General features: G+C 72.6%; 19 protein-coding genes. 8 read left to right on the top strand and 11 right to left on the bottom strand.

The genetic code is table 11. From position 1 onward, the window contains the following. On the bottom strand, window positions 1–1,571 hold a 1,571-nt coding region (locus GUY61_RS16180; protein WP_166630871.1), incomplete at its 3' end, for an ATP-dependent DNA helicase RecG. Between the two features lie 323 nt (window positions 1,572–1,894). On the opposite strand from GUY61_RS16180, the gene GUY61_RS16175 reads away from it, so the two are divergent. Next, window positions 1,895–3,739 (top strand): HSP90 family protein, encoded by a 1,845-nt coding sequence (locus GUY61_RS16175; RefSeq protein WP_166630870.1) that lies wholly within the window; start codon window positions 1,895–1,897, stop codon window positions 3,737–3,739. Between the two features lie 47 nt (window positions 3,740–3,786). Next, entirely contained in the window at window positions 3,787–6,786 is a 3,000-nt protein-coding gene (locus tag GUY61_RS16170) for a tetratricopeptide repeat protein (RefSeq protein WP_398955682.1), read from the top strand. 359 nt (window positions 6,787–7,145) lie between these two features. On the opposite strand, the gene GUY61_RS16165 is transcribed toward GUY61_RS16170, so the two are convergent. Continuing rightward, on the bottom strand, window positions 7,146–8,867 hold the full coding sequence (locus GUY61_RS16165; RefSeq protein WP_166630869.1) for a DAK2 domain-containing protein: 1,722 nt from the start codon (window positions 8,865–8,867) through the stop codon (window positions 7,146–7,148). A gap of 149 nt (window positions 8,868–9,016) precedes the next feature. On the opposite strand from GUY61_RS16165, the gene rpmB reads away from it, so the two are divergent. After that, window positions 9,017–9,202, top strand: a complete 186-nt coding sequence (rpmB, locus tag GUY61_RS16160) for a 50S ribosomal protein L28 (protein ID WP_078877327.1) — start codon at window positions 9,017–9,019, stop codon at window positions 9,200–9,202. Between the two features lie 133 nt (window positions 9,203–9,335). Here the strand turns inward: rpmB and thiD are convergent, their stop codons facing one another. Together thiD and GUY61_RS16150 are read right to left on the bottom strand one after the other, a co-directional pair. Then, complete coding sequence (gene thiD, locus GUY61_RS16155; RefSeq protein WP_166630868.1) at window positions 9,336–10,157, bottom strand: bifunctional hydroxymethylpyrimidine kinase/phosphomethylpyrimidine kinase; 822 nt, start codon at window positions 10,155–10,157, stop codon at window positions 9,336–9,338. A gap of 10 nt (window positions 10,158–10,167) precedes the next feature. Continuing rightward, complete coding sequence (locus GUY61_RS16150; protein ID WP_166630867.1) at window positions 10,168–11,139, bottom strand: thiamine-phosphate kinase; 972 nt, start codon at window positions 11,137–11,139, stop codon at window positions 10,168–10,170. Between the two features lie 203 nt (window positions 11,140–11,342). Here GUY61_RS16150 and GUY61_RS16145 point away from each other — a divergent pair, with 203 nt between their 5' ends. Together GUY61_RS16145 and GUY61_RS16140 are read left to right on the top strand one after the other, a co-directional pair. After that, a complete protein-coding gene (locus GUY61_RS16145) occupies window positions 11,343–11,576 on the top strand; it encodes an Lrp/AsnC family transcriptional regulator (protein WP_166630866.1) in 234 nt (77 codons plus the stop codon). A gap of 83 nt (window positions 11,577–11,659) precedes the next feature. Next, complete coding sequence (locus tag GUY61_RS16140; protein WP_313896686.1) at window positions 11,660–12,094, top strand: DUF3515 domain-containing protein; 435 nt, start codon at window positions 11,660–11,662, stop codon at window positions 12,092–12,094. A gap of 24 nt (window positions 12,095–12,118) precedes the next feature. Here the strand turns inward: GUY61_RS16140 and GUY61_RS16135 are convergent, their stop codons facing one another. The 3 genes from GUY61_RS16135 to GUY61_RS16125 are packed head-to-tail and all read right to left on the bottom strand — an operon-like array spanning window position 12,119 to window position 15,076. Beyond that, entirely contained in the window at window positions 12,119–13,279 is a 1,161-nt protein-coding gene (locus GUY61_RS16135; protein ID WP_166630865.1) for a D-alanine--D-alanine ligase family protein, read from the bottom strand. A 34-nt stretch (window positions 13,280–13,313) separates the two neighbouring features. Then, window positions 13,314–14,327 carry an NAD(P)H-dependent glycerol-3-phosphate dehydrogenase gene (locus tag GUY61_RS16130; RefSeq protein WP_166630864.1) on the bottom strand — a complete coding sequence of 338 codons (1,014 nt, stop codon included), beginning with the start codon at window positions 14,325–14,327 and terminating at the stop codon, window positions 13,314–13,316. Continuing rightward, window positions 14,324–15,076 (bottom strand): 1-acyl-sn-glycerol-3-phosphate acyltransferase, encoded by a 753-nt coding sequence (locus GUY61_RS16125; RefSeq protein WP_166630863.1) that lies wholly within the window; start codon window positions 15,074–15,076, stop codon window positions 14,324–14,326. The genes GUY61_RS16130 and GUY61_RS16125 overlap by 4 nt, the downstream gene beginning before the upstream one ends. A 134-nt stretch (window positions 15,077–15,210) precedes the next feature. Here GUY61_RS16125 and cofC point away from each other — a divergent pair, with 134 nt between their 5' ends. Together cofC and GUY61_RS16115 are read left to right on the top strand one after the other, a co-directional pair. Further along, a complete protein-coding gene (gene cofC, locus GUY61_RS16120; protein ID WP_166630862.1) occupies window positions 15,211–15,999 on the top strand; it encodes a 2-phospho-L-lactate guanylyltransferase in 789 nt (262 codons plus the stop codon). A gap of 9 nt (window positions 16,000–16,008) precedes the next feature. Then, the gene (locus GUY61_RS16115) at window positions 16,009–16,212 is read left to right on the top strand and encodes a hypothetical protein (RefSeq protein ID WP_166630861.1); all 204 of its coding nucleotides are present in this window, start codon (window positions 16,009–16,011) and stop codon (window positions 16,210–16,212) included. A 314-nt stretch (window positions 16,213–16,526) separates the two neighbouring features. Here GUY61_RS16115 and GUY61_RS16110 read toward each other — a convergent pair whose 3' ends face one another. The 4 genes from GUY61_RS16110 to leuC form a co-directional block, all read right to left on the bottom strand. Next, complete coding sequence (locus GUY61_RS16110) at window positions 16,527–17,174, bottom strand: HU family DNA-binding protein (protein WP_166630860.1); 648 nt, start codon at window positions 17,172–17,174, stop codon at window positions 16,527–16,529. A 152-nt stretch (window positions 17,175–17,326) separates the two neighbouring features. Continuing rightward, the gene (locus GUY61_RS16105; RefSeq protein WP_166630859.1) at window positions 17,327–17,563 is read right to left on the bottom strand and encodes a hypothetical protein; all 237 of its coding nucleotides are present in this window, start codon (window positions 17,561–17,563) and stop codon (window positions 17,327–17,329) included. Between the two features lie 103 nt (window positions 17,564–17,666). Next, window positions 17,667–18,260 carry a 3-isopropylmalate dehydratase small subunit gene (gene leuD, locus GUY61_RS16100; RefSeq protein ID WP_166630858.1) on the bottom strand — a complete coding sequence of 198 codons (594 nt, stop codon included), beginning with the start codon at window positions 18,258–18,260 and terminating at the stop codon, window positions 17,667–17,669. A gap of 6 nt (window positions 18,261–18,266) precedes the next feature. Beyond that, the gene (gene leuC, locus GUY61_RS16095; protein WP_166630857.1) at window positions 18,267–19,691 is read right to left on the bottom strand and encodes a 3-isopropylmalate dehydratase large subunit; all 1,425 of its coding nucleotides are present in this window, start codon (window positions 19,689–19,691) and stop codon (window positions 18,267–18,269) included. A 175-nt stretch (window positions 19,692–19,866) separates the two neighbouring features. Here leuC and ndgR point away from each other — a divergent pair, with 175 nt between their 5' ends. Next, window positions 19,867–20,586 (top strand): IclR family transcriptional regulator NdgR, encoded by a 720-nt coding sequence (gene ndgR, locus GUY61_RS16090; RefSeq protein WP_166630856.1) that lies wholly within the window; start codon window positions 19,867–19,869, stop codon window positions 20,584–20,586. The last annotated feature ends 86 nt before the right edge of the window (window positions 20,587–20,672 follow it).

Genomic DNA, 20,672 nt, shown 5'->3' with positions numbered 1-20,672 from the left:
CCTCCTCCCCCGGTCTTCAACGGGGCGTCCTCCTCGTCGCCGATGCGCGGGCAGACGACGTATGCCTGGTGGCCCTTCCCGACCTCCTCGCGGACCCGCTCCCAGGCGCGGGCGAGGAAGTGCGGCTTGTCCTTGGCGGGGACGACATGGCTGGCGATGGGCGAGCGGCCGGCGGGCAGCTGGTCCAGGACGGAGGTCTCCAGGTCGCCGAAGACCGTCATCGCCACCGTCCGGGGAATCGGGGTGGCGGTCATGACCAGCAGGTGCGGGGGCTGCTTGCCCTTGGAGCGCAGCGCGTCGCGCTGCTCCACGCCGAAGCGGTGCTGCTCGTCGACGACGACCAGGCCGAGGTCGTGGAACTGCACCTTGTCCTCGATGAGGGCGTGGGTGCCGATGACGATTCCCGCCTCCCCCGTCGCCAGGTCGAGCAGCGCCCTGCGGCGGGCCGCGGCCCCCATGGAGCCGGTGAGCAGCACCACCTTGGTCCCGAGCTCGGAGCCGCCCAGGAGGCCGCCCTCCGCGAGGTCGCCCATCATCTCGGTGATCGAGCGGTGGTGCTGCTGGGCGAGCACCTCGGTGGGGGCGAGCATCGCGGTCTGGCCGCCCGCGTCGACGACGGCGAGCATCGCGCGCAGCGCCACCATCGTCTTGCCCGAGCCGACCTCGCCCTGCAGGAGGCGGTGCATGGGGTGCTCGGTGGCGAGGTCGGCGAAGATCTCCGCGCTGACCCGGCGCTGGCCCTCGGTCAGTTCGAAGGGCAGTCGTGCGTCGAAGGCGTCGAGCAGCCCGCCCGTGGTGGGGCGGCGGGCCACGGCGGGAAGCTGCGAGTCGTCGAACCGGCGCCGGGCGAGGGCGACTTGGAGGACGAAGGCCTCGTCCCACTTGAGCCGCTCCCTGGCGGTCTCGATGTCGTTCCTGGTGCGCGGGCGGTGGACCTTGCGGAAGGCCTCGGGCAGTTCGGCGAGCCCCCGGCCCTCCCTCAGGCCGGGCGGCAGCGGGTCGACGACGCTCTTCCAGCCCGTGCTCTCCATGGAGCCGAGCAGGGTGTCGACGGCCTTGGAGATCTTCCACGACTCCAGCTGCGCGCAGGCCGGATAGAGCGGAATCAGCTGGTTGGCCCAGGCCTCGACGTCCTGGGCGCCGCTGTCCTTGCCGAGCAACTCGTACGCCGGGTGGGACAGCTGGCGGATGTTGCGGAACATGCCGACCTTGCCGGCGAACATGCCGCGGCGGCCCGGCAGCAGCTCTCTTTGATGGTGGTGGACCGCCCGGCCGAAGAAGACGAGCTGGAGCCGGCCGCTGCCGTCGGTCAGTGTGACCTCGAGGCGCTGGCCCCGCCCCGCGTTGAACTTGTGCACCCGGGCGTCGGCGACCTGGGCGACCACCGTGACGTGTTCGTCGAGGGGCAGGTCGGCGAGCCGGGTCAGCTCGCCGCGCTCGGCATAGCGCCGGGGGTAGTGGTGCAGGAGGTCGCCCGCGGTGCGCAGGCCCAGGTGCTCGGCCATGACCTTGGCGGTCGCGGCGCCGAGCAGGTTCTTCAGTGGTTCTTGGAGCGCGGGCACGCAGTCCATTGCACACCACCGGACTGACATCCGGCTCGCGACGGGTCCACCGAAGGACCGGGAAAACCGGCGAGGGCCGGCCCGGGACCGCTCAGGGACCCGCCAGGACCCGCCGGGTCCCGACAGGAGACCGGCCGGAACCCCCCTCGGGCCCCGGGAGATCCGCCGGAGATCCCGCAGGCGTCGCGCGCACGGGCTCCGGTCCGCCGTTCGCCCTTCGCCCTTCGCCCTTCGCCGTTCCGCCTTCCCATTACGCCGGGGAAATCCCTGGTCGGAACCGTCCCGTCACCCCTAGGATGACGCGACCTCGAACCCTCTTCCGTGATGCGACGATGACATCTGAGACTGCCGAGACCGCGGGGCCGCAGCCCTCGCACACCTTCCAGGTCGACCTGCGCGGCCTGGTCGACCTCCTCTCCCACCACCTCTACTCCAGCCCCAAGGTCTACCTGCGCGAGCTGCTGCAGAACGCCGTCGACGCGATCACCGCCCGTCGCGCCGAGCAGGGCGAGGACGCGCCCGCCCGGGTCCGGCTGTACGCCGGGAACGGGACGCTGCGGGTCGAGGACAGCGGCGTAGGACTGACCGAGACGGACGTCCACACCCTGCTCGCCACCATCGGCCGCAGTTCCAAGCGTGCCGACGGCCCGGTGTCCGCCGGCCTGGAGGCGGCACGTGCCGACTTCCTGGGCCAGTTCGGCATCGGGCTGCTGGCCTGCTTCGTCGTCGCCGAGCGGATCCGGGTGGTCAGCCGCTCCTCCCGTACGCCCGGGGCACCGCCCGTGGAGTGGACGGCGAGCGACGACGGCTCGTACACCGTGCGCACCCTGCCCGACAGTGCGCGCACCGAGCCCGGCACCACCGTGCACCTGGTCGCCCGCCCCGGCAGCGCCGAGTGGCTGGCCGAGGAACGGGTGCTGCGGCTGGCCCGCGACTTCGGCTCGCTCCTGCCGTACGACGTACGGGTCGGGGACGAGCGGGTCGCGGACCTTCCGGCGCCCTGGGACCGTCCGTATCCGAGTCCCGGCGCACGGCGGACCGCGCTCGCCCGGCACTGCCACGAGCTGTTCGGCTTCAGCCCGCTGGACTGTGTGGACCTGGACCTGCCCGCGGCCGGCGTCAGGGGGGTGGCCTATGTGCTGCCGTCCGCCGTCAGCCCGGCGCAGCGCGCGGGCCACCGTGTGCACCTGAAGGGCATGCTGCTGACCGACCGGGCCGGGGAACTGCTGCCGGAATGGGCGTTCTTCGTGCGGTGTGTCATCGACACCGACAGCCTGCGGCCCACGGCGTCCCGGGAGGCGCTGTACGAGGACGAGACGCTGGCCGCCGTACGCGAGGCGCTGGGGGCGCGGATACGGGAGTGGCTGAGCGGCCTCGCCGCCGGTGACCCAGAACGGCTCGCGCGGTTCGTCTCCGTGCACCACCTCGGGGTCAAGTCGCTGGCGCGGCACGACCCGGAGATGCTGCGCACCATGCTGCCGTGGCTGCCGTTCGAGACCACCGACGGGCAGCTGTCCCTGGAGGAGTTCGCGCAGCGCCACCGGGTGGTGCACTTCACGCGCACCGTGGAGGAGTTCCGGCAGGTCGCGCCGATCGCCGCCGCGCAGGGCATCGGGGTGGTCAACGGCGGCTACACGTACGACGCCGAGCTGGTGGAGCAGCTGCCCGCCGCCCGGCCGGGGACGGCTGTCGCCGAACTCGACGCCGACACCGTGACCGCGCATCTGGACGCCGTGGACCCGGCGGAGGAGCTGGCGCTGTCCGGGTTCCTGTCAGTGGCACGTGCCAAGCTGGATGCGCTCGGCTGCGATGTCGCCCTGCGGGCCTTCCATCCGCTGACCGTGCCCGCTCTGCACCTCGACGACCGCGCGTCGCGTTACGAGCAGGCCCGCGCGGAGGAGGAGTCGCGGGCCGACGACCTGTGGGCGGGCATCCTCGGCTCGCTGCGCGGCGACGCGCCCCGGGCCCGTCTGGTGCTCAACCACCTCAATCCGCTGATCCGCCGCATCGGCGGCCTCGGTGATCCGGAGCTGGCGGCGACCGCGACCGAGGCGCTGTACGGGCAGGCGCTGCTGATGGCCCAGCGGCCGCTGCGTCCCGCCGATGCCGCCCTGCTGAACAGGGCGTTCATCGGCCTGCTGGAGTGGGCCACTCACGAGGGGGGCGCTGCCCGATGACGGAGGCTGGTTCGGGAACGGGTCCGGGTCCGGGAACCGGTTCCGGCGTGGGCGTGGGCGCGGGCTCGGGCGCCGGTGCGGGTTCCGGTGCGGGCGCGCACGACACCGCGCGGCTCTACGAGGCGCTTCGCGCCAACGACGCCGAGCCCGAGGGGCCGGCCCGCAACGCGCGCGCCGAGCGGCTGCTCGCCGAGTGCGAGCGCACCGGTGACACGCCCCTGCTGATCGAGGGCCTCTCCCACCTGCTGAAGGTCTACAACTACAGCTCGGAGAAGGACAAGATGTTCGTCCCCTTCGCGCGGCTGCTGCGCCTGTGGGACGAACGGCCCGGCGACTTCGACGAGTCCGCGGCCCACAGCCTGCACTGGATGTTCAAGTGGGTCTCCAGCAGCATGGTCGACCAGCCGCACATCCCGCTCGCCTCCATCGAGAAGTGGCAGGCCGAGATGGAACGCAGGTACCGGCTGGCCGGGCACTCCGAGCGCGCCGTGCGGCAGGGGGAGCTGCGCATCGCGCGGCACCTCGGCGACATGGAGCGGGCGCGGCGCGCCTACGACGCCTGGCTCGCCGCCGACCGCGACCGCATGGCGAACTGCCACGCCTGCGAGCTGCACGGGCAGGGCGGCTGGCTGGTGGAGCTCGGCCGGGACACGGAGGCCCTGAAGCTGTGGGAGCCGGTCCTGGACGGGCAGTACACCTGCGCCCACGAGCCGCACGCCGTCCTCGCCGCCTCGCTGCTGCCGCTGCTGCGCCTCGGGGAGACCGACCGGGCCCGTGCCCACCACCTGCGGGGCTACCGCATGGTGCGGCCGATGGAGAGCATGCGCGACTCCGTCGCCCTGCACGTCGAGTTCTGCGCGCTGACCGGCAACGAGGCGCGGGCGCTGGAGATACTGGCCGACCGCCCCGCGTACTTCACGGCCACCGGCAATCCCGACAGCCACATGGACTTCCTGGCCGTGACGGCACTGCTGATGGACCGGCTGACCGCGCTGGGTCACGGTTCCCGGACCGTGCCGGGGCCCACGGACACGGGACCGGGCACGGGACCGGGCACGGACACAGGACCGGGCACGGACACAGGATCGGGATCGGGTTCCGGCTGGACCGCGGCCGCGCTGGCGGCGCACGCACGGAAGCAGGCGCTCGCGATCGCGGCCCGCTTCGACGAGCGCAACGGCAACACGCGGGTGAGCACGCTCGTACGGGAACGGATGGCGCAGGCACCGGTGCTCGACCGGCTGCCCCTCGGGATGCGGGCGGTGGCGCGGCTTACGCCCAGGACCGCGGCTCCGGCCTCGGACGTGCCGACGGCCGGCGGGGAGGGCGCGGGACTCACCGAGTCGCTGGCCGAGGCTCGGCGGCTGTCGGAGGAGCAGCACCCGGAGGCGGGGGCAGCATGGGCCGCCGTCGCCCGGGCGGCCGGGGAGGACGCCGCCGGGCTCGGTGCCCGGGACCGCGCCGAGATCGCCGACCACCGGGGCATGGACCCCCGCACGGCACCGGGCGAGACGCCCGCCCTCTTCCGCGGCGCCGCCGAGCTGTACGAGGACGCGGGGGACCCCGGTGAGGCGGCGGCCGCCCGGGCCCGCGCGGCGTACGCGCTCGCGCTCGCCGGCCGCCCCGACGAGGCGCTCGCCGCCGTGGCCGGGCCGTGTGAGCAGGCGCTCGCCCTGCACTCCGGGGGCCGGGCGAGCGCCCGCCAGGCGACCGGCGCCCTCGTCTGCCGCCTGCGGATCCTCGCCATGACCGGGGAGGGCACTGCGGTGGAGGAGGCCGCGCGGGAGCTGCTGGCCTTCGCCGAGCCCCGGCGCGGCGAGCCCCGCATGGTGAGCCGCATCGCCGAGACGCTGACGGTCCTCGGAGACCTCGCCGCGCGGCGGGGCGACCTCCGGGAGGCGGCCGGGCTGTACGCGCGCTCCGCAGAGGAGTACGCCGGCGCGGGCCTGTCCTGGTACGCCGTCGAGGCCGAGGCCCGACTCGCGGGGCTCAGCCACCACCTGGGCGACCACGAGGCGGCGGAACGGGCCGCCCGCGCCGCCCTGGAGCACGGCGGGCCGTACATCGGGGCGACCGGCAGGACCCGGCTGCACCTTCAGCTAGCCGAGACCCTGGGTGCGACCGGGCAGACGGAGGAGGCCTCCCAACACGCGCTGGAGGCCGCGCACTGGGCCGACGAGGCCGGTGACAGCGCCGGGATCGGGGCCTACGCGCGGCATCTGCTGGGCGGGCAGCTGCTGGGACTGGGCCGGGCGGCCGAGGCCGCCGCCGTCCTGGAGGCCGTCCTTCCCGACCTCACGGCGGACGACCACGGCGAAGGCATGATCGTCCAGACCCGGTGGTGGCTGGGCGACTGCCTCACGGCCCTGGGCGAGCCGCGCGGCGCGGCGGAGCAGTGGCTGCTCGCTGCGGAGATCGCACGGGCCTGGCCCGAGCAGCGCGACCACGCGATGCTCGCGAACCTGGCGGCGCAGGCGCTCTACCGTGCCGGCCTCGACGACGAGGCGGACGCGGCGTACGAGAGGGCCGGTGAGCTGTGGCGGGAGCTCGGCGACGTGCACGCGCTCGTACGGACGGTGCGGGTGCGGGCCTGGATCGCTGTGCGGGAGGGGCAGGCGGGGCCGGAGGCCGCCCGGGCACTGATGGAGCGGGCGGCGGGTGAGTGCGAGGAGGCACTCGGGGGTGCTTCCGCCGGAGAGCGCGCGCACCTGCTCGCCGAACTCGCCGACACGCACCGGCAGACGGCGGAACTGGTCGCGAACGCGGCCGACGAGGGTGACCCGGTGGCGTACGGCGAGGCGCTGGCGTACGTCGAGCGGGCGCTCGGGTTCTTCGGCGAGGCGGGCGAGGAGTTCCGGGACGCCCGGACGGGCGCGGAGCTGTTCGCCGCCTGGCTGGAGGCCGGCTCGGGGCGCGCTGCCGAGGCCCGCGCCCGGGCCGGGGCGGTACTGGCGCTCTACGAGGGGGCCGAGGGCGAACTCGCCGAGTCACGGTGCCGAGAGGCCCACGCGGTCCTGGAACGCCTGGCGAAGGCCGCCGCAGGCTGACGCTCCGCGGGCTCCCCGCACGGTCCCGCCCCGCCCTGCACGCGCGGGTAGGGGTCGCGCGGCGGGCATCCCGGCGATCGCACCGCACCACCGTCACGGTGGGCGGGCGCGCGGCGGCGGCCCGGCACTCGCGGCCGCAGGTCCGTCGGTCCGTCGGTCCGTGGGTCTGTGCGCCCATCGCGGAAGCCCCGGCGGGTCGCGGGGCCCTGCGGCCCTTGACCCCGCCCCGGGGCGGGGTCAAGGGCCCTGGTGGCAGAGGGCCCGCTGTCCGGGTGGCGGGCGGGCGCGCGGTGACCGGGCACGCAGTGAGCGGGCGCGCGGCGGGTGGAGCCGGTGGCCCGCGCCGCCGGAAGGGGCGGTTACTCGACGCCGATGAGCAGGGGGGCCGACTGGGGGCCGCCTTGGTAGACGACCGTGTCGACGGCGAGGTGCCCCTCCCGGACATGGGCTTCGAGGTGCTCGGCGAGCGAGCCGGGAACGCCGTCGCCGAGGACGAGCGTGACGAGTTCGCCGCCCGCGGCGAGCATCCGGTCCAGGACGGTGCGCGCGGTGCCGGCGAGGTCGGTGCCGATGACGGCGACGTCGCCGTCGATGAGGCCGAGCACGTCACCGCCCTGGCAGACGCCGGCCGAGGTCCAGGACTGCCTTTCGGCGAGGACGAGTTCTGCGTAGCGGGTGGCGCCCGCCGCCGAGGTCATGGCGACGACGTCTTCGTCGAAGCGGCGGTCGGGTTCGTGGACGGCGAGGGCGGCGATGCCCTGGACCGCTGAACGGGTCGGGATGAGGGCGACGCGTACGCCGTCGGCGCGGGCCTGCTCGGCCGCCGCGGCGGCCGTGTGCCGCAGTTCGGCGTCGTTGGGCAGGAGGACGACCTCGCGGGCGTGCGCGCGCCGCACGGCGTCGACGAGTTCGCCGGAGGCCGGGGGCTCGCCCGGGCGGGCCAGGACGACGGTGGCACCGGCCTCCGCGTACAGGTCGCGCAGCCCTTCACCGGGGACGACGGCGACGACGCCGCGCTGGGTGCGTTCACGCGTGGTGGCCCCGGTGGTGTGGGCGTCCTCGGCACCGAAGTGGGTGACGCGGATGCGGTGGGGCCGGCCCGCCTCGACACCGGCCTCGACGGCCGCCCCGGCGTCGTCCACGTGCACGTGCACGTTCCACAGGCCGTCGCCGCCGACTACGACGAGCGAGTCGCCGAGTTCGTCGAGCCGGGTGCGCAGCCGGGCCACCGCCTCGTCGGTGGCTTCGAGGAGGTAGATCACTTCGAAGGCGGGTCCCCCGGTGCCGGTGACGTCGGCGCACCCCTCCTTGACGACCGAGCCGGCGACGGGCGCGTTGCCGTGGGGGGCGGTGGTGCGGCTGGGACGGGAGCGGGGGCGCTCCCCCGAGAGGCTTTCGACCAGGGCGGCGAGCACGGTCACCAGCCCCTGCCCGCCGGCGTCGACGACGCCGGCCCGGTCCAGGACTGCCAGCTGGCCCGGGGTGGCGTCCAGCGCGGCGCACGCCCCCCGGTGGGCGGCCGCCGCGATCTCCGCGCAGTCCCCCTGCGCGCGCTGGGCGGCCCGGGCGGCGGCCGTGGCGACGGAGAGGATCGTGCCTTCGACGGGATGGGCGACGGCCTTGTACGCCGACTCGGCCGCGCGGCGCAGCGCCAGCGCGAGGCGGGGGCCGTCGGCGTGCGCCGTGTCACGGTCCGCCAGGACCTGGGCCATGCCGCGCAGCAGCTGCGCCAGGATCGTCCCGGAGTTCCCGCGGGCCCCGATGAGGGCTCCGTGTGCCATGGCCCGTACCGCGTCGGACAGGGCGGGCTCGGGGGCCGCGCAGGCGGCCTGGACCGCCTGGGCGGCGGATTCGACGGTGAGGTACAGGTTGGTGCCGGTGTCTCCGTCGGGGACGGGATAGACGTTGATGGCGTCGATCTCCTCGCGGGCCCGCCCGAGCGCGTCCAGGGCCAGTGAGCACCAGGTGCGCACCGCCACGGCGTCGAGGGTCTGCGCCACCTGCGTCCTCCTTGAGCTGCGGGTCGAACCGCAGGGTAGACCCCGGCGGGGAGGGCCCGGGCGGTGGGCCGGGGCCGACATGGTAGTTTCGTTGTACGGGAGCGGCCGATGTATGCTGCTCCGGTTGCCCGATGAGAATCGGGTCGTACCCCCCGGCACTGCCACTTCAGTCACTGATTCCGGCACGCCGGATTTCACTGTAAGTGCACCTGAAGTCTTTGGAGTGACCCGTGGCTGCCAACTGCGACGTCTGCGGCAAGGGGCCGGGCTTCGGCAACAGCATCTCCCACTCGCACCGCCGTACGTCCCGTCGCTGGAACCCGAACATCCAGCGCGTGCGTGCCGTGGTCGGTCGGACGCCGAAGCGGCTCAACGTCTGCACCTCGTGCATCAAGGCCGGCAAGGTCTCGCGCTAACAGCCGACGTTTCCCCGTCGTAGCGCAGCCTTGCGGTTGCCTTTGAAAGCCGGTCCACCTCGGTGGGCCGGCTTTCCGCTTTGTCCGCCGCGGCCGCCGTGCCGGCGGTTCCGACCCCGCCGCCCCTGCCGCGTCAGCCGTGGCCCCGCAGCCGCCAGGCGTGGTCCACGGGCCCGATGCCGGAGCCGAGGGAGAAACCGGCCGCGATCGCACCGGTGACATAGCGTTTGGCCTCGTGGGCGGCCTGGGGAACGGTCAGTCCCCTGGCCAGTCCCGAGGCGAGCGCGGAGGCGAGGGTGCAGCCGGTGCCGTGGGTGTGCCGGTTGCCGTGGCGGGGCGCGCGGAGCCAGTGCTCCTCGCTGCCGTCGGTGAGCAGGTCCACGGCGTCGCCGGCGGAGCCGGTGCCCGCGGGCAGGTGCCCGCCCTTGACCAGCGCCCAGCGCGGCCCGTGGCCGAGCACGGCCTCGGCCGCCCGGCGCATCCCGTCGGTGTCCTCGACTCGGATGCCGGTGAGCTGCGCCACCTCGTCCAGGTTGGGCGTGGCGACGGTGGCCGCGGGGAGCAGTCTCCTCCGTACGGAGTCGAGCGCGGACGGGGCGAGCAGTGGGTCCCCGTGCTTGGAGACGCCCACCGGGTCGACGACCACCGGCACCCCGGTCGCGGAGAGGAGTTCGGCGACGGTCTCGACGAGCTCCGCCGAGGCGAGCATGCCGGTCTTGACGGCCTGGACGCCGATGTCGTCGACGACGCTGCGGAACTGTGCCCGTACCGCCTCGGCGGGGAGTTCCCAGGCCCCCTGCACGCCGAGTGAGTTCTGCGCGGTGACGGCGGTGACGACGCTCATGCCGTGGACGCCGAGCGCCAGCATCGTCTTCAGGTCGGCCTGGATGCCGGCACCGCCGCCGGAGTCGGAGCCGGCGACGGTGAGGACCCGTGGGGGCGCGGTGGTGGGCATGGGGGCGAATCTACTGGTCGGCGAGGGTGCCGCTGAAGTGGTCCCACCCTCCCCTGGTGGTCCAGAGGGCGCCGTCGACGGTCACCTGGGGCAGGGCGGAGGGGTGCGTGACCTCTCCGATGACCCGCCAGCGGGCCGGGAGTTTCACGTCGGGCGGGAAGGTCGCGACGATCGCGTGGTCCTCCCCGCCGGTGAGGACCCACTGGAGCGGGTCGACACCGACGGCCTGGCCGATGTCGCTCATCTGCGAGGGGATGTCGATGTCTCCTGAGCGGACGTCGATGCGGACCTTGCTGGCCTCGGCGATGTGGCCGAGGTCGGCGATCAGCCCGTCGCTCACGTCGGTCATGGCGGTGGCGCCGAGGCCCGCCGCGGCGGGGCCCGCGTGGTACGGCGGCTCGGGCCTGCGGTGGGCCTCGACGAACGCGCGGGGCGAGCGGAAGCCGCGGGAGAGGACGGCGAGGCCGGCCGCGGACCAGCCGAGCCAGCCGGTGACGGCCACGACGTCGCCGGGCTGGGCGCCGCCCCGGGTGACCGGCTCGTGGTTGCGCAGGTCGCCGAGGGCGGTGATGGAGACGGTGATGGTGTCCCCGCGTACGACGTCGCCCCCGACGACGGCGGCTCCCGCGACCTGGCACTCGTCGCGGATGCCGTCCATCAGCTCGGTGGGCCAGGTGACCGGGGTCTCGGCGGGCACGACCAGGCCGAGGAGCAGCGCGGTGGGCACGGCGCCCATGGCGGCGATGTCGGCGAGGTTCTGGGCGGCGGCCTTGCGGCCGACGTCGTAGGCCGTGGACCAGTCGCGGCGGAAGTGGCGGCCCTCGAGCATGATGTCGGTACTCGCGACGACCCTGCGGTCGGGTGCGGCGACGACGGCCGCGTCGTCGCCGGGTCCGATCCGGACCGCCGGAGTGGAGGTGAGCCTGGAGGTGAGCTCTCTGATGAGCCCGAACTCTCCGAGTTCACCCACGGTGCCCTTCATGTCTGTGCCCCTTCTGCCCCGGTGGGCCTGCGGTCGCGAGCCGTCACTGGTCCGGCTACCGTCAACAAATACGTCAACTCCTGCTGCGGGCCCGCCCCGCCGTGTGGCGCACGGGCTGCGCGGGTCTCCCCGCGGCGAGCGGCGACGCGGTACCGTGGCGTCCCTTCTCCCCACATGATCCTCGTAGCCGCCCTGGAGGTTCCGTGGTACAGGCGTACATCCTGATCCAGACGGAAGTCGGCAAGGCGTCGACCGTCGCGGAGACGATCGGCAAGATCCCGGGGGTGATCCAGGCCGAGGACGTGACCGGGCCGTACGACGTGATCGTCCGCGCCCAGGCCGACACCGTCGACGAACTCGGCCGCATGGTGGTTGCCAGAGTCCAGCAGGTGGACGGCATCACACGGACCCTGACCTGCCCCGTCGTGCACCTCTAGCCCCCGTCTACGCTTGGCCGGTGACCCTTTCCCTCAGTCGCCGGTCCTTTTGTCTGTCCGCTTGTCTGTCCGCGGTGTTCGGCGTGCTGATCGTGTCCGCGGGCTGCACAGCCACGGACGGCACTCCGGACGCCGCGGTTCCCACGCCCGAGAGCCGCCGCGTCGCCGAGGTGTGCGCGAAGCTGGACGAGGCGTTGCCGGACACGCTCGACGGTCTCGACCGCAATGATCCCGAACCCGGTTCGGAGCTGACCGCCGGGTGGGGTGGTGATCCGGCGATCGTACTGCGCTGCGGGGTGCCGCGGCCGTCGGGGATGAGCGATCCGGAGGCGGACGCGGTGGAGGTGAGCGGCGTCGACTGGCTCCTGGAGGATCTGGAGGACGGATCGTTCCGCTTCACGACCACCTACCGGGAGGCGTACGTCGAGGTGTCGCTGCCCGAGGAGCACGCCAAGGACGTCACACCGCTGATGCCGCTCGGCGGGCCCATCAGGAAGACGGTGCCGAGCAGCCTGTGACGTCCTTCGGCGCGCGGTGCCGCCTCAGCGCAGTCCCGTGGAGCGGGTGAGGGCGGCCTGGATCAGCCGGTCCACGAGTTCCTGGTACGGCACTCCGCTCTCCTGCCACATGCGCGGGTACATGGAGATCGGGGTGAAGCCGGGCAGCGTGTTGATCTCGTTGATCACGAACTCGCCGTCATCCGTGAGGAAGAAGTCGGCGCGGACCAGGCCCTCGCAGGAGACCGCCTCGAAGGCCTCGACGGCGAGCCGCTGGACCTCGGCGGTCTGCTCCTCGGTGAGCGGCGCGGGCACGATGCCCGAGGCCGAGTCGATGTACTTGGCCTCGAAGTCGTAGAAGTCGTGGTCGGAGACGGGCGGGATCTCGGCGGGCACGCTGGCGCGCGGTCCGTCCTCGAACTCCAGCACCCCGCACTCGATCTCGCGGCCCCGCAGCAGCGCCTCGATCAGCACCTTGGGATCGTGGCGGCGAGCCTCCTCGATCGCCTCGTCGAGACCGGAGAGGTCGTCGACCTTGGTGATGCCCATGGAGGAGCCGGCCCGGGAGGGCTTCACGAACAGCGGCCATCCGTGCTCGCCCGCGAAGTCGACGATCCTGCCGCGGGCGGCGGCAGGGTCCCGCTCCCACTCGCGGGGCCGGACGACGAGGTACGGCCCGACGGGCAGCCCGAAGGAGGTGAAGACCCGCTTCATGTACTCCTTGTCCTGGCCCACGGCCGAGGCGAGCACCCCGCAGCCGACATAGGGCACCCCGGACAGCTCCAGCAGCCCCTGGAGGGTGCCGTCCTCGCCGTACGGGCCGTGCAGCACGGGGAAGACGACGTCGACCTCGCCCAGCGCCTTGGGCACCGTGCCCGGCTCGGTGTAGACGACCTCGCGGTTGGCCGGGTCGACGGGCAGGACGACGACGCCCTCCTCGGACTCGGTGAGCTGGCTGACGTCGGGCACCCTGCGGTCGGAGATGGCCATCCGCTCGGGAGCGTCGGCGGTCAGCGCCCACCGGCCGTCCTGGGTGATGCCGATGGGCAGCACCTCGTACTTGGTCCTGTCGATGGCACGCAGTACGGCACCGGCGGTCACCACGGAGATGCCGTGCTCCGAGCTGCGGCCGCCGAACACGACGGCGACGCGCGGCTTGCGGCCCGGGGGCTGCCCGGGGCTCTGAGGAGAGATCTCGCTGCTCATATCGCGTTGAGGGTACCCGCTGGCCGGATCGGCGTCAGCGCCGCTCGGGCTTGGCGCTGCGCGCCATCAGCTCCTTGACCGCCACGAGCGGCGGCTTTCCCTCGTGGACGATGCTGACCACGGTCTCGGTGATGGGCATGTCGACGCCGTGCCTGCGGGCCAGATCGAGCACCGACTCGCAGGACTTGACCCCCTCGGCGGTCTGCTTCGTCGCCGCGATGGTCTCCTCCAGGGTGAGGCCGCGGCCGAGGTTCATGCCGAAGGTGTGGTTGCGGGACAGCGGGGAGGAGCAGGTGGCCACCAGGTCGCCGAGGCCCGCGAGTCCGGAGAAGGTGAGCGGGTCGGCGCCGAGCGCCACGCCGAGCCTGGCGGTCTCGGCGAGGCCACGAGTGATCAGCGAGCCCTTGGTGTTGTCGCCCAGTCCCATGCCGTCCGCGATGCCGACGGCGAGCCCGATGACGTTCTTGACCGCGCCGCCCAGTTCCACGCCGATGACGTCGGTGTTGGTGTACGGGCGGAAGTACGCGGTGTGGCAGGCGGACTGGAGCCTGGTGGCGACGGACTCGTCACTGCAGGCGACGACGGAGGCGGCCGGCTGCCGGGCGGCGATCTCCTTGGCGAGATTGGGACCGGAGAGCACGGCGACCCGGTCGGCGGGCACCTTGGCGACCTCTTCGACGACCTCGCTCATCCGCTTCGCCGTGCCGAGTTCGATGCCCTTCATGAGGGAGACGAGGACCGTGTCGGCGGGCAGCAGGGGCGCCCACTCGGTGAGGTTGCCGCGCAGCGTCTGGGAGGGCACGGCGAGCACGGTGAACTCGGCGTCCCGGGCTGCCTCGGCGGGGTCGGTGGTGGCGCGCAGGCTCTCCGGGAGCCTGATGCCCGGCAGGTAGTCCGGGTTGGTGCGGGTCGTGTTGACGGCGTCGGCGAGTTCGGGCCTGCGGCCCCACAGCGTGACCTCGCAGCCCGCGTCGGCGAGGACCATGGCGAAGGCCGTACCCCAGGATCCGGTGCCGAAGACGGCGGCTTTGGCCGGGGTGCGTGTCACTTGGTGCCCTCTCCTGCGGCTTTGCGGCGCTGTTCGGCGCGGGCGCCGCGGGGGTCGTACGGTTCGGCGGGGGCCGGCTCCTCACGGAGCTCCGCGAGGAGTTCCGTGATCGCCGCCATGATCTTCTCGGTGACCTCGCGCAGCAGCTCCGGAGTGGCGTCCCGGCCGTAGAACTCGGAGAGGTCCACCGGCTTGCCGGCGCGCACCCTGAGCGTCTTGCGCGGGAAGAGACGGAACTTGTTCTCCTTGGCGTACGGCGGCATCGCCTCGTTGGCGCCCCACTGGGCGACGGGGATCACCGGCGCCTTGGTCAGCAGCGCGACCCGGGCGGCGCCGGTCTTGCCCGCCATGGGCCACATGTCGGGGTCACGGGTGAGGGTGCCCTCGGGGTAGAAGGCCACGCACTCGCCGCGTTCGATGGCGGCCACCGCGGCCCGGAAGGCGTCGAGGGCGTCGGTGGTCTCGCGGTACACGGGGATCTGGCCGGTGCCTCGCAGCATGGTTCCCACGAAGCCCCGCGTGAAGAGCCCCGCCTTGGCGAGGAAGCGGGGAACACGTCCGGTGTTGTACTGGAAGTGCGCGTACGACAGCGGGTCGAGATACGAGTTGTGATTGATCGCGGTGATGAATCCGCCGTCGGCCGGAATGTTCTCCATTCCCTGCCAGTCCCGCTTGAACAGAACCACCAGCGGCGGTTTAGCGATGACCGCCGCCAGGCGGTACCAGAAGCCGATTCTGCGGCGGGGCACTCGGACACCTTCCTCTTGGACACTTGGGGCCGGGGGGCCGCACAAGTGTCGCCCCGGCTCCGCCGTGATGTCGAGAACACCGTACGCCCCGGTGCGGTTGACCGGAGTCCGGCGACGGTAACGGCGGGGCGACAATGGGGCGGAAGTGTACGGAGGGAGCGGACGGAGCATTGGTGGCCTGGACACTGGTCGTACCGCTCAAGCCGCTGGCACGGGCCAAGAGCAGACTGGCCGCGGCGGTCGACGACACGCTGCGGCCCTCACTGGCGCTCGCGTTCGCGCAGGACACGGTGACCGCGGCACTGTCCTGCGACGTGGTGCGGGATGTGGTGGTCGTCACGGACGACGCTTTGGCCCGCGCCGAGCTGGGCGCCCTGGGCGCGCGGGTGGTGCCGGACACCCCGGCCGCCGGGCTGAACGCGGCGCTGGCGCACGGGGCGCGGGCGGCCCGCTCGGTGCTCCGGGACACGGCGGTGGCGGCGCTGAACGCGGATCTTCCCGCACTGCGGCCGACGGAATTGTCCCGGGTTCTCCAGGCCGCTTCCGCATTTGAAAGGGCATTTCTCACGGACGCTGCCGGAATCGGCACAACGTTCCTTTCGGCACTTCCGGGGGCCGAATTGTCCCCCGCTTTCGGCGGCCCTTCGCGCCTGAGTCACACTGCTTCGGGGGCCGTGGAAATCCTGATCCAGGGGGTGGATTCCGTACGCCGGGACGTGGACACCGGTGACGATCTGCGGATCGCGCTGTCACTCGGAGTGGGGCCGCACACGGCGAGGCACTTCGTTTCCCGCTCCGCCCCGGGGGCGGCGGCCCACGTGCCTGGCATGCCTGGTGTACCTGGTGCGCCTGGTGCGCCTGGTGCGCCTGGTGCGCCTGCGGACGCTCCGCTCCCGGATCCGCCTTCCGTACCGGGCGGATAGGGTTGCGGCATGCAGGCGACCTCGTACACGTACGACCCCGAGACCCGCAGCGGCAGCGTGCTGCTCGACGACGGAACGCCCCTGCCGTTCGGCTCGGCGGCCTTCGACGCGGGCGGCCTGCGGCTGCTGCGGCCGGGCCAGCGGGTCCGCATCGAGGTCGAGGGGGCGGGCGAGTCCCGCCGGATCACGCTGATCACCCTGCAGACGTTCTGACGCCTCCCAGGTGGCGGCCAGTGCCGCGTCGGCCGAGGTTCGCCCCGTCGCGACGCCCTGCACGGCACTCCCCCGCAGCCCTCCGGGCGCGGGAGGTACCCCCACGCCGCGTTGGCCGAAAGCCCGAGCAGGCCCACTACGAGGGCTTCCGGCCGCCTTGCGATGCTCCCCCTGCCTCCGGCGGGAGGTACCCCCGGCACCGGACGCCGCTCCTCAGCGGGCAAACCCCGACCGACGCGGCACTAGACACCGCGGGCCGGGCTCCCTGAGGGAGCCCGGCCCGGCGAGTGAGTGCCCTGCGGTCCTGGCGGCCGTTACTTGTTCCTGGCCGTGGTCTTCTTGGCGGTGGTCGAGCGGGAGGTGGCCTTCTTCGCCGGAGCCTTCTTGGCCGGCGCGGTCTTCTTCGCCGTGGCCTTCTTCGCCGTGGTCTTCTTCGCGGCCGCCTTCTTGGCCGCGGCGGTCGTCTTCTTGGCGGGGGCGGCCTTCTTGGCCGCCGTGGCCTTCTTCGCGGCGGCCGCCTTCTTGGCGGGCGCCGCCTTCGTCGCCGTGGTGGTCCGCTTCGTCGCGGCCTTCTTGGCGGTGGCCTTCTTCGCCGCGGCCTTGGCGGTCGCACGGGTGGGAGCACCACCGGAGAGGCTGCCCTTGGGAGCCTTCTTCACGGCGACCTCACCACCGCGCGGCAGCTTCTTCGAGCCGCTGACCAGGTCCTTGAAACCCTGGCCCGCACGGAAACGGGGGACGGAGGTCTTCTTGACCCGGACCCGCTCGCCCGTCTGCGGATTGCGGGCGTACCGAGCGGGACGCTCGACCTTCTCGAACGAGCCGAAACCGGTGACCGAGACCCGTTCACCCGCGACCGTCGCGCGGACGATCGCGTCGAGCACCGCGTCGACGGCGTCGGCGGCCTGCTGACGGCCACCGAGCTTGTCGGCAATCGCTTCTACGAGCTGCGCCTTGTTCACGTCTTCCCCTTCGGAGACATCGCCGGAACGAAAGTGTTCAAGCTTTTTCGCACGTTAGGCAGATATATACCGCAAATCAAACACGAAACGGGCTAATCACCCTTGTGCCGCAACATACTCGGCCGCCTCGGCCGCCGGGGAGTTGCGCCGGCTCAGACGTCCTCGACGCCTTCGGGGAATCGCCCCTCGTCGAGCTCCTTCATCAAACGGTCCAGACGCCTTGCCGCATCAGCCAGATCGTGCTTGGCAGCGGCCGTTACGACCAGCAGCCTCCGGGACAGCGCCATCCGTACGCCCTCCGGCACTTGCAGATCGCGCACTCTCGCATGCGCTTCTTTCAGCCGGACCGCGACGAGGCCGTAGAGCTCGAGTTGACTGTCGCGGTCCATGCACAGATTGTGCCATCTGGGGCGAGTTGTCGCCTCGGGGGGCCTCAACATACGACTGCGCCCCCTCCCGTGCGGGAGGGGGCGCAGTGCCAAAAACCGCTGCTCAGACCTCAATCGTGCGCGGTTTGAAGGACGGCCGGCCGGCCTCGTAGGCGGCGATGTCGGCTTCGTTCTGAAGGGTGAGGCTGATGTCGTCCAGACCCTCCAGCAGGCGCCAGCGGGCGTTCTCGTCAAGTTCGAACTCGGCCACGATTCCGTCGGCGCGCACCTGCCGGTGGACCAGGTCCACGGTGATGTCCGCGGCCGGGTCCTTCTCCGTCAGCTCCCAGAGCCGGTCGACGGTCTCCTGCGGCAGAACCACGGTCAGCAGGCCGTTCTTGAGCGAGTTGCCGCGGAAGATGTCGGCGAAGCGCGAGGAGATGACGGTCTTGAAACCGTAGTTCTGCAGCGCCCACACCGCGTGCTCGCGGGAGGAACCGGTGCCGAAGTCCGGGCCGGCGACCAGGACCGTGGCGCCCTGCCGCTCGGGCTGGTTGAGGATGAAGGACGGGTCCTTGCGCCAGGCCTCGAAGAGGCCGTCCTCGAAGCCGTCGCGGGTGACCTTCTTCAGCCAGTGGGCCGGGATGATCTGGTCGGTGTCGACGTTGCTGCGGCGCAGCGGGACGGCCCGGCCGGTGTGCGTGGTGAATGCTTCCATGATTGCTCAGACTCCGGCGGTGGCGGGGGCGTCGGACAGGTCGGCGGGCGAGGCCAGGTGGCCCAGCACGGCGGTGGCGGCGGCGACCTGCGGGGAGACCAGGTGGGTGCGGCCGCCCTTGCCCTGCCGGCCCTCGAAGTTGCGGTTGGAGGTGGACGCGGAGCGCTCACCGGGGGCGAGCTGGTCGGGGTTCATGCCGAGGCACATCGAGCAGCCCGCGTGCCGCCACTCGGCCCCGGCCTCCTTGAAGACCTTGTCCAGGCCCTCCTCGACGGCCTGGAGACCGACCCGGGCGGAGCCGGGGACGACCAGCATCCTTACGCCGTCGGCGACTTTGCGGCCCTCGACGATCGCGGCGGCCGCACGCAGGTCCTCGATACGGCCGTTGGTGCAGGAACCTACGAAGACGGTGTCCACCTTGATGTCCCGCAGCGCCTGCCCGGCGGTCAACCCCATGTACTCCAGGGCCTTTTCGGCGGCGAGACGCTCCGAAGGGTCCTCGTACGAAGCGGGGTCGGGGACGGAGGAGGACAGCGGCGCGCCCTGGCCCGGGTTGGTGCCCCATGTGACGAACGGGGCCAGTGAGGCGGCGTCGATGACGACCTCGGCGTCGAAGACCGCGTCCTCGTCGGACTTCAGGGTCTTCCAGTAGGCGACCGCGGCGTCCCAGTCCTCGCCCCTGGGCGCGTGCGGACGGCCCTTGAGGTAGTCGAAGGTGGTCTGGTCGGGGGCGATCATGCCCGCGCGCGCGCCGGCCTCGATCGACATGTTGCAGATGGTCATCCGGGCCTCCATCGAGAGCTTCTCGATGGCCGCGCCGCGGTACTCCAGGACGTAGCCCTGGCCGCCGCCGGTACCGATCCTGGCGATGATCGCCAGGATCAGGTCCTTGGCCGTGACGTCCTCGGGCAGCTCGCCGTCCACGGTGATGGCCATGGTCTTGGGACGGGCCATCGGCAGCGTCTGGGTGGCCAGCACGTGCTCGACCTGGCTGGTGCCGATGCCGAACGCCAGGCCGCCGAAGGCGCCGTGCGTGGAGGTGTGGCTGTCGCCGCAGACCACGGTCATGCCGGGCTGGGTCAGTCCCAGCTGCGGTCCCACCACGTGGACGACGCCCTGCTCGACATCGCCGAGCGGGTGCAGGCGCACGCCGAACTCCGCGCAGTTCTTGCGCAGGGTCTCGAGCTGGGTGCGCGAGACCGGGTCGGCGATCGGCTTGTCGATGTCCAGGGTGGGGGTGTTGTGGTCCTCGGTGGCGATGGTGAGGTCGAGGCGCCGCACCCGGCGCCCGTTCTTGCGGAGGCCGTCGAAGGCCTGGGGGCTGGTCACCTCGTGCAGCAGGTGCAGGTCGATGAAGAGAAGGTCGGGCTCGCCCTCGGCGCGCCGGACGACATGGTCGTCCCAGACTTTCTCCGCGAGTGTCCTACCCATCGCGTTACCTCCGGCCGGCGGCTGTGCCGGCCCAACTAGAGACTTGGTGTGCCGCGCCCGTACCCCACGTACCGGACGGTGGCCGCGGACCTGGTCGAGGGCCGCTGTACCAGAGTGACAAGATCCCTGGAAATTTGAACTTGCGTTTCACAGAGTGAGACGTGAATATCGTTGCATGGACAACTCTAGCGGCGTCGGCGTTCTCGACAAGGCGGCTCTGGTATTGAGCGCCCTGGAGTCCGGTCCGGCCACCCTCGCCGGGCTGGTCGCGGCGACAGGGCTCGCACGACCCACGGCCCACCGGCTGGCCGTGGCACTGGAACACCACCGGATGGTGGCGAGGGACATGCAGGGCCGGTTCATCCTGGGCCCGCGGCTGGCCGAGCTGGCCGCAGCGGCCGGCGAGGACCGGCTGCTGGCGACGGCGGGGCCGGTGCTGACGCACCTGCGGGACGTCACCGGCGAGAGCGCGCAGCTCTACCGGCGCCAGGGCGACATGCGCATCTGCGTGGCCGCCGCGGAGCGGCTGTCCGGACTGCGGGACACCGTGCCCGTGGGCTCCACGCTGCCCATGAAGGCCGGCTCGGCCGCGCAGATCCTGATGGCCTGGGAGGAGCCCGAGCGGCTGCACCGCGGCCTGCAGGGTGCCCGCTTCACCGCGACAGCCCTGTCGGGCGTACGGCGCCGGGGATGGGCGCAGTCCGTCGGCGAGCGGGAGCCCGGTGTCGCTTCCGTCTCGGCGCCGGTCCGCGGCCCGTCCAACCGCGTCGTCGCGGCGGTCTCGGTCTCCGGCCCCATCGAGCGCCTCACGCGCCACCCGGGCCGTATGCACGCCCAGGCGGTCATCGACGCCGCCTCACGCCTCACGGAGGCCCTCCGCCGCAACGGCGGCTAGCCGCACGGGACCGGTGCGACCTGCGGGGTCTTTGCGGGCCGGGGAGGACCGCGAGGTCCTCCCCGCGCCAGCCGGGATTCCGGACC

This window comes from Streptomyces sp. GC420 (assembly GCF_009916105.1).
In the GTDB taxonomy this organism is placed as follows: Bacteria; Actinomycetota; Actinomycetes; order Streptomycetales; family Streptomycetaceae; genus Streptomyces.
This window is presented reverse-complemented; position numbering and strand designations above follow the sequence as displayed.

What these genes read in the sequence shown, in the direction of transcription:
- GUY61_RS16175 (WP_166630870.1), top strand. Translation starts at nt 1,895, where the DNA reads ATGACATCTGAGACTGCCGAGACCGCGGGGCCGCAGCCCTCGCACACC.
- GUY61_RS16165 (WP_166630869.1), bottom strand. Translation starts at nt 8,867, where the DNA reads ATGTCGGCCCCGGCCCACCGCCCGGGCCCTCCCCGCCGGGGTCTACCC.
- thiD (WP_166630868.1), bottom strand. Translation starts at nt 10,157, where the DNA reads ATGCCCACCACCGCGCCCCCACGGGTCCTCACCGTCGCCGGCTCCGAC.
- GUY61_RS16150 (WP_166630867.1), bottom strand. Translation starts at nt 11,139, where the DNA reads ATGAAGGGCACCGTGGGTGAACTCGGAGAGTTCGGGCTCATCAGAGAG.
- GUY61_RS16135 (WP_166630865.1), bottom strand. Translation starts at nt 13,279, where the DNA reads ATGAGCAGCGAGATCTCTCCTCAGAGCCCCGGGCAGCCCCCGGGCCGC.
- cofC (WP_166630862.1), top strand. Translation starts at nt 15,211, where the DNA reads ATGGGGCGGAAGTGTACGGAGGGAGCGGACGGAGCATTGGTGGCCTGG.
- GUY61_RS16115 (WP_166630861.1), top strand. Translation starts at nt 16,009, where the DNA reads ATGCAGGCGACCTCGTACACGTACGACCCCGAGACCCGCAGCGGCAGC.
- GUY61_RS16105 (WP_166630859.1), bottom strand. Translation starts at nt 17,563, where the DNA reads ATGGACCGCGACAGTCAACTCGAGCTCTACGGCCTCGTCGCGGTCCGG.
- leuD (WP_166630858.1), bottom strand. Translation starts at nt 18,260, where the DNA reads ATGGAAGCATTCACCACGCACACCGGCCGGGCCGTCCCGCTGCGCCGC.
- leuC (WP_166630857.1), bottom strand. Translation starts at nt 19,691, where the DNA reads ATGGGTAGGACACTCGCGGAGAAAGTCTGGGACGACCATGTCGTCCGG.
- ndgR (WP_166630856.1), top strand. Translation starts at nt 19,867, where the DNA reads ATGGACAACTCTAGCGGCGTCGGCGTTCTCGACAAGGCGGCTCTGGTA.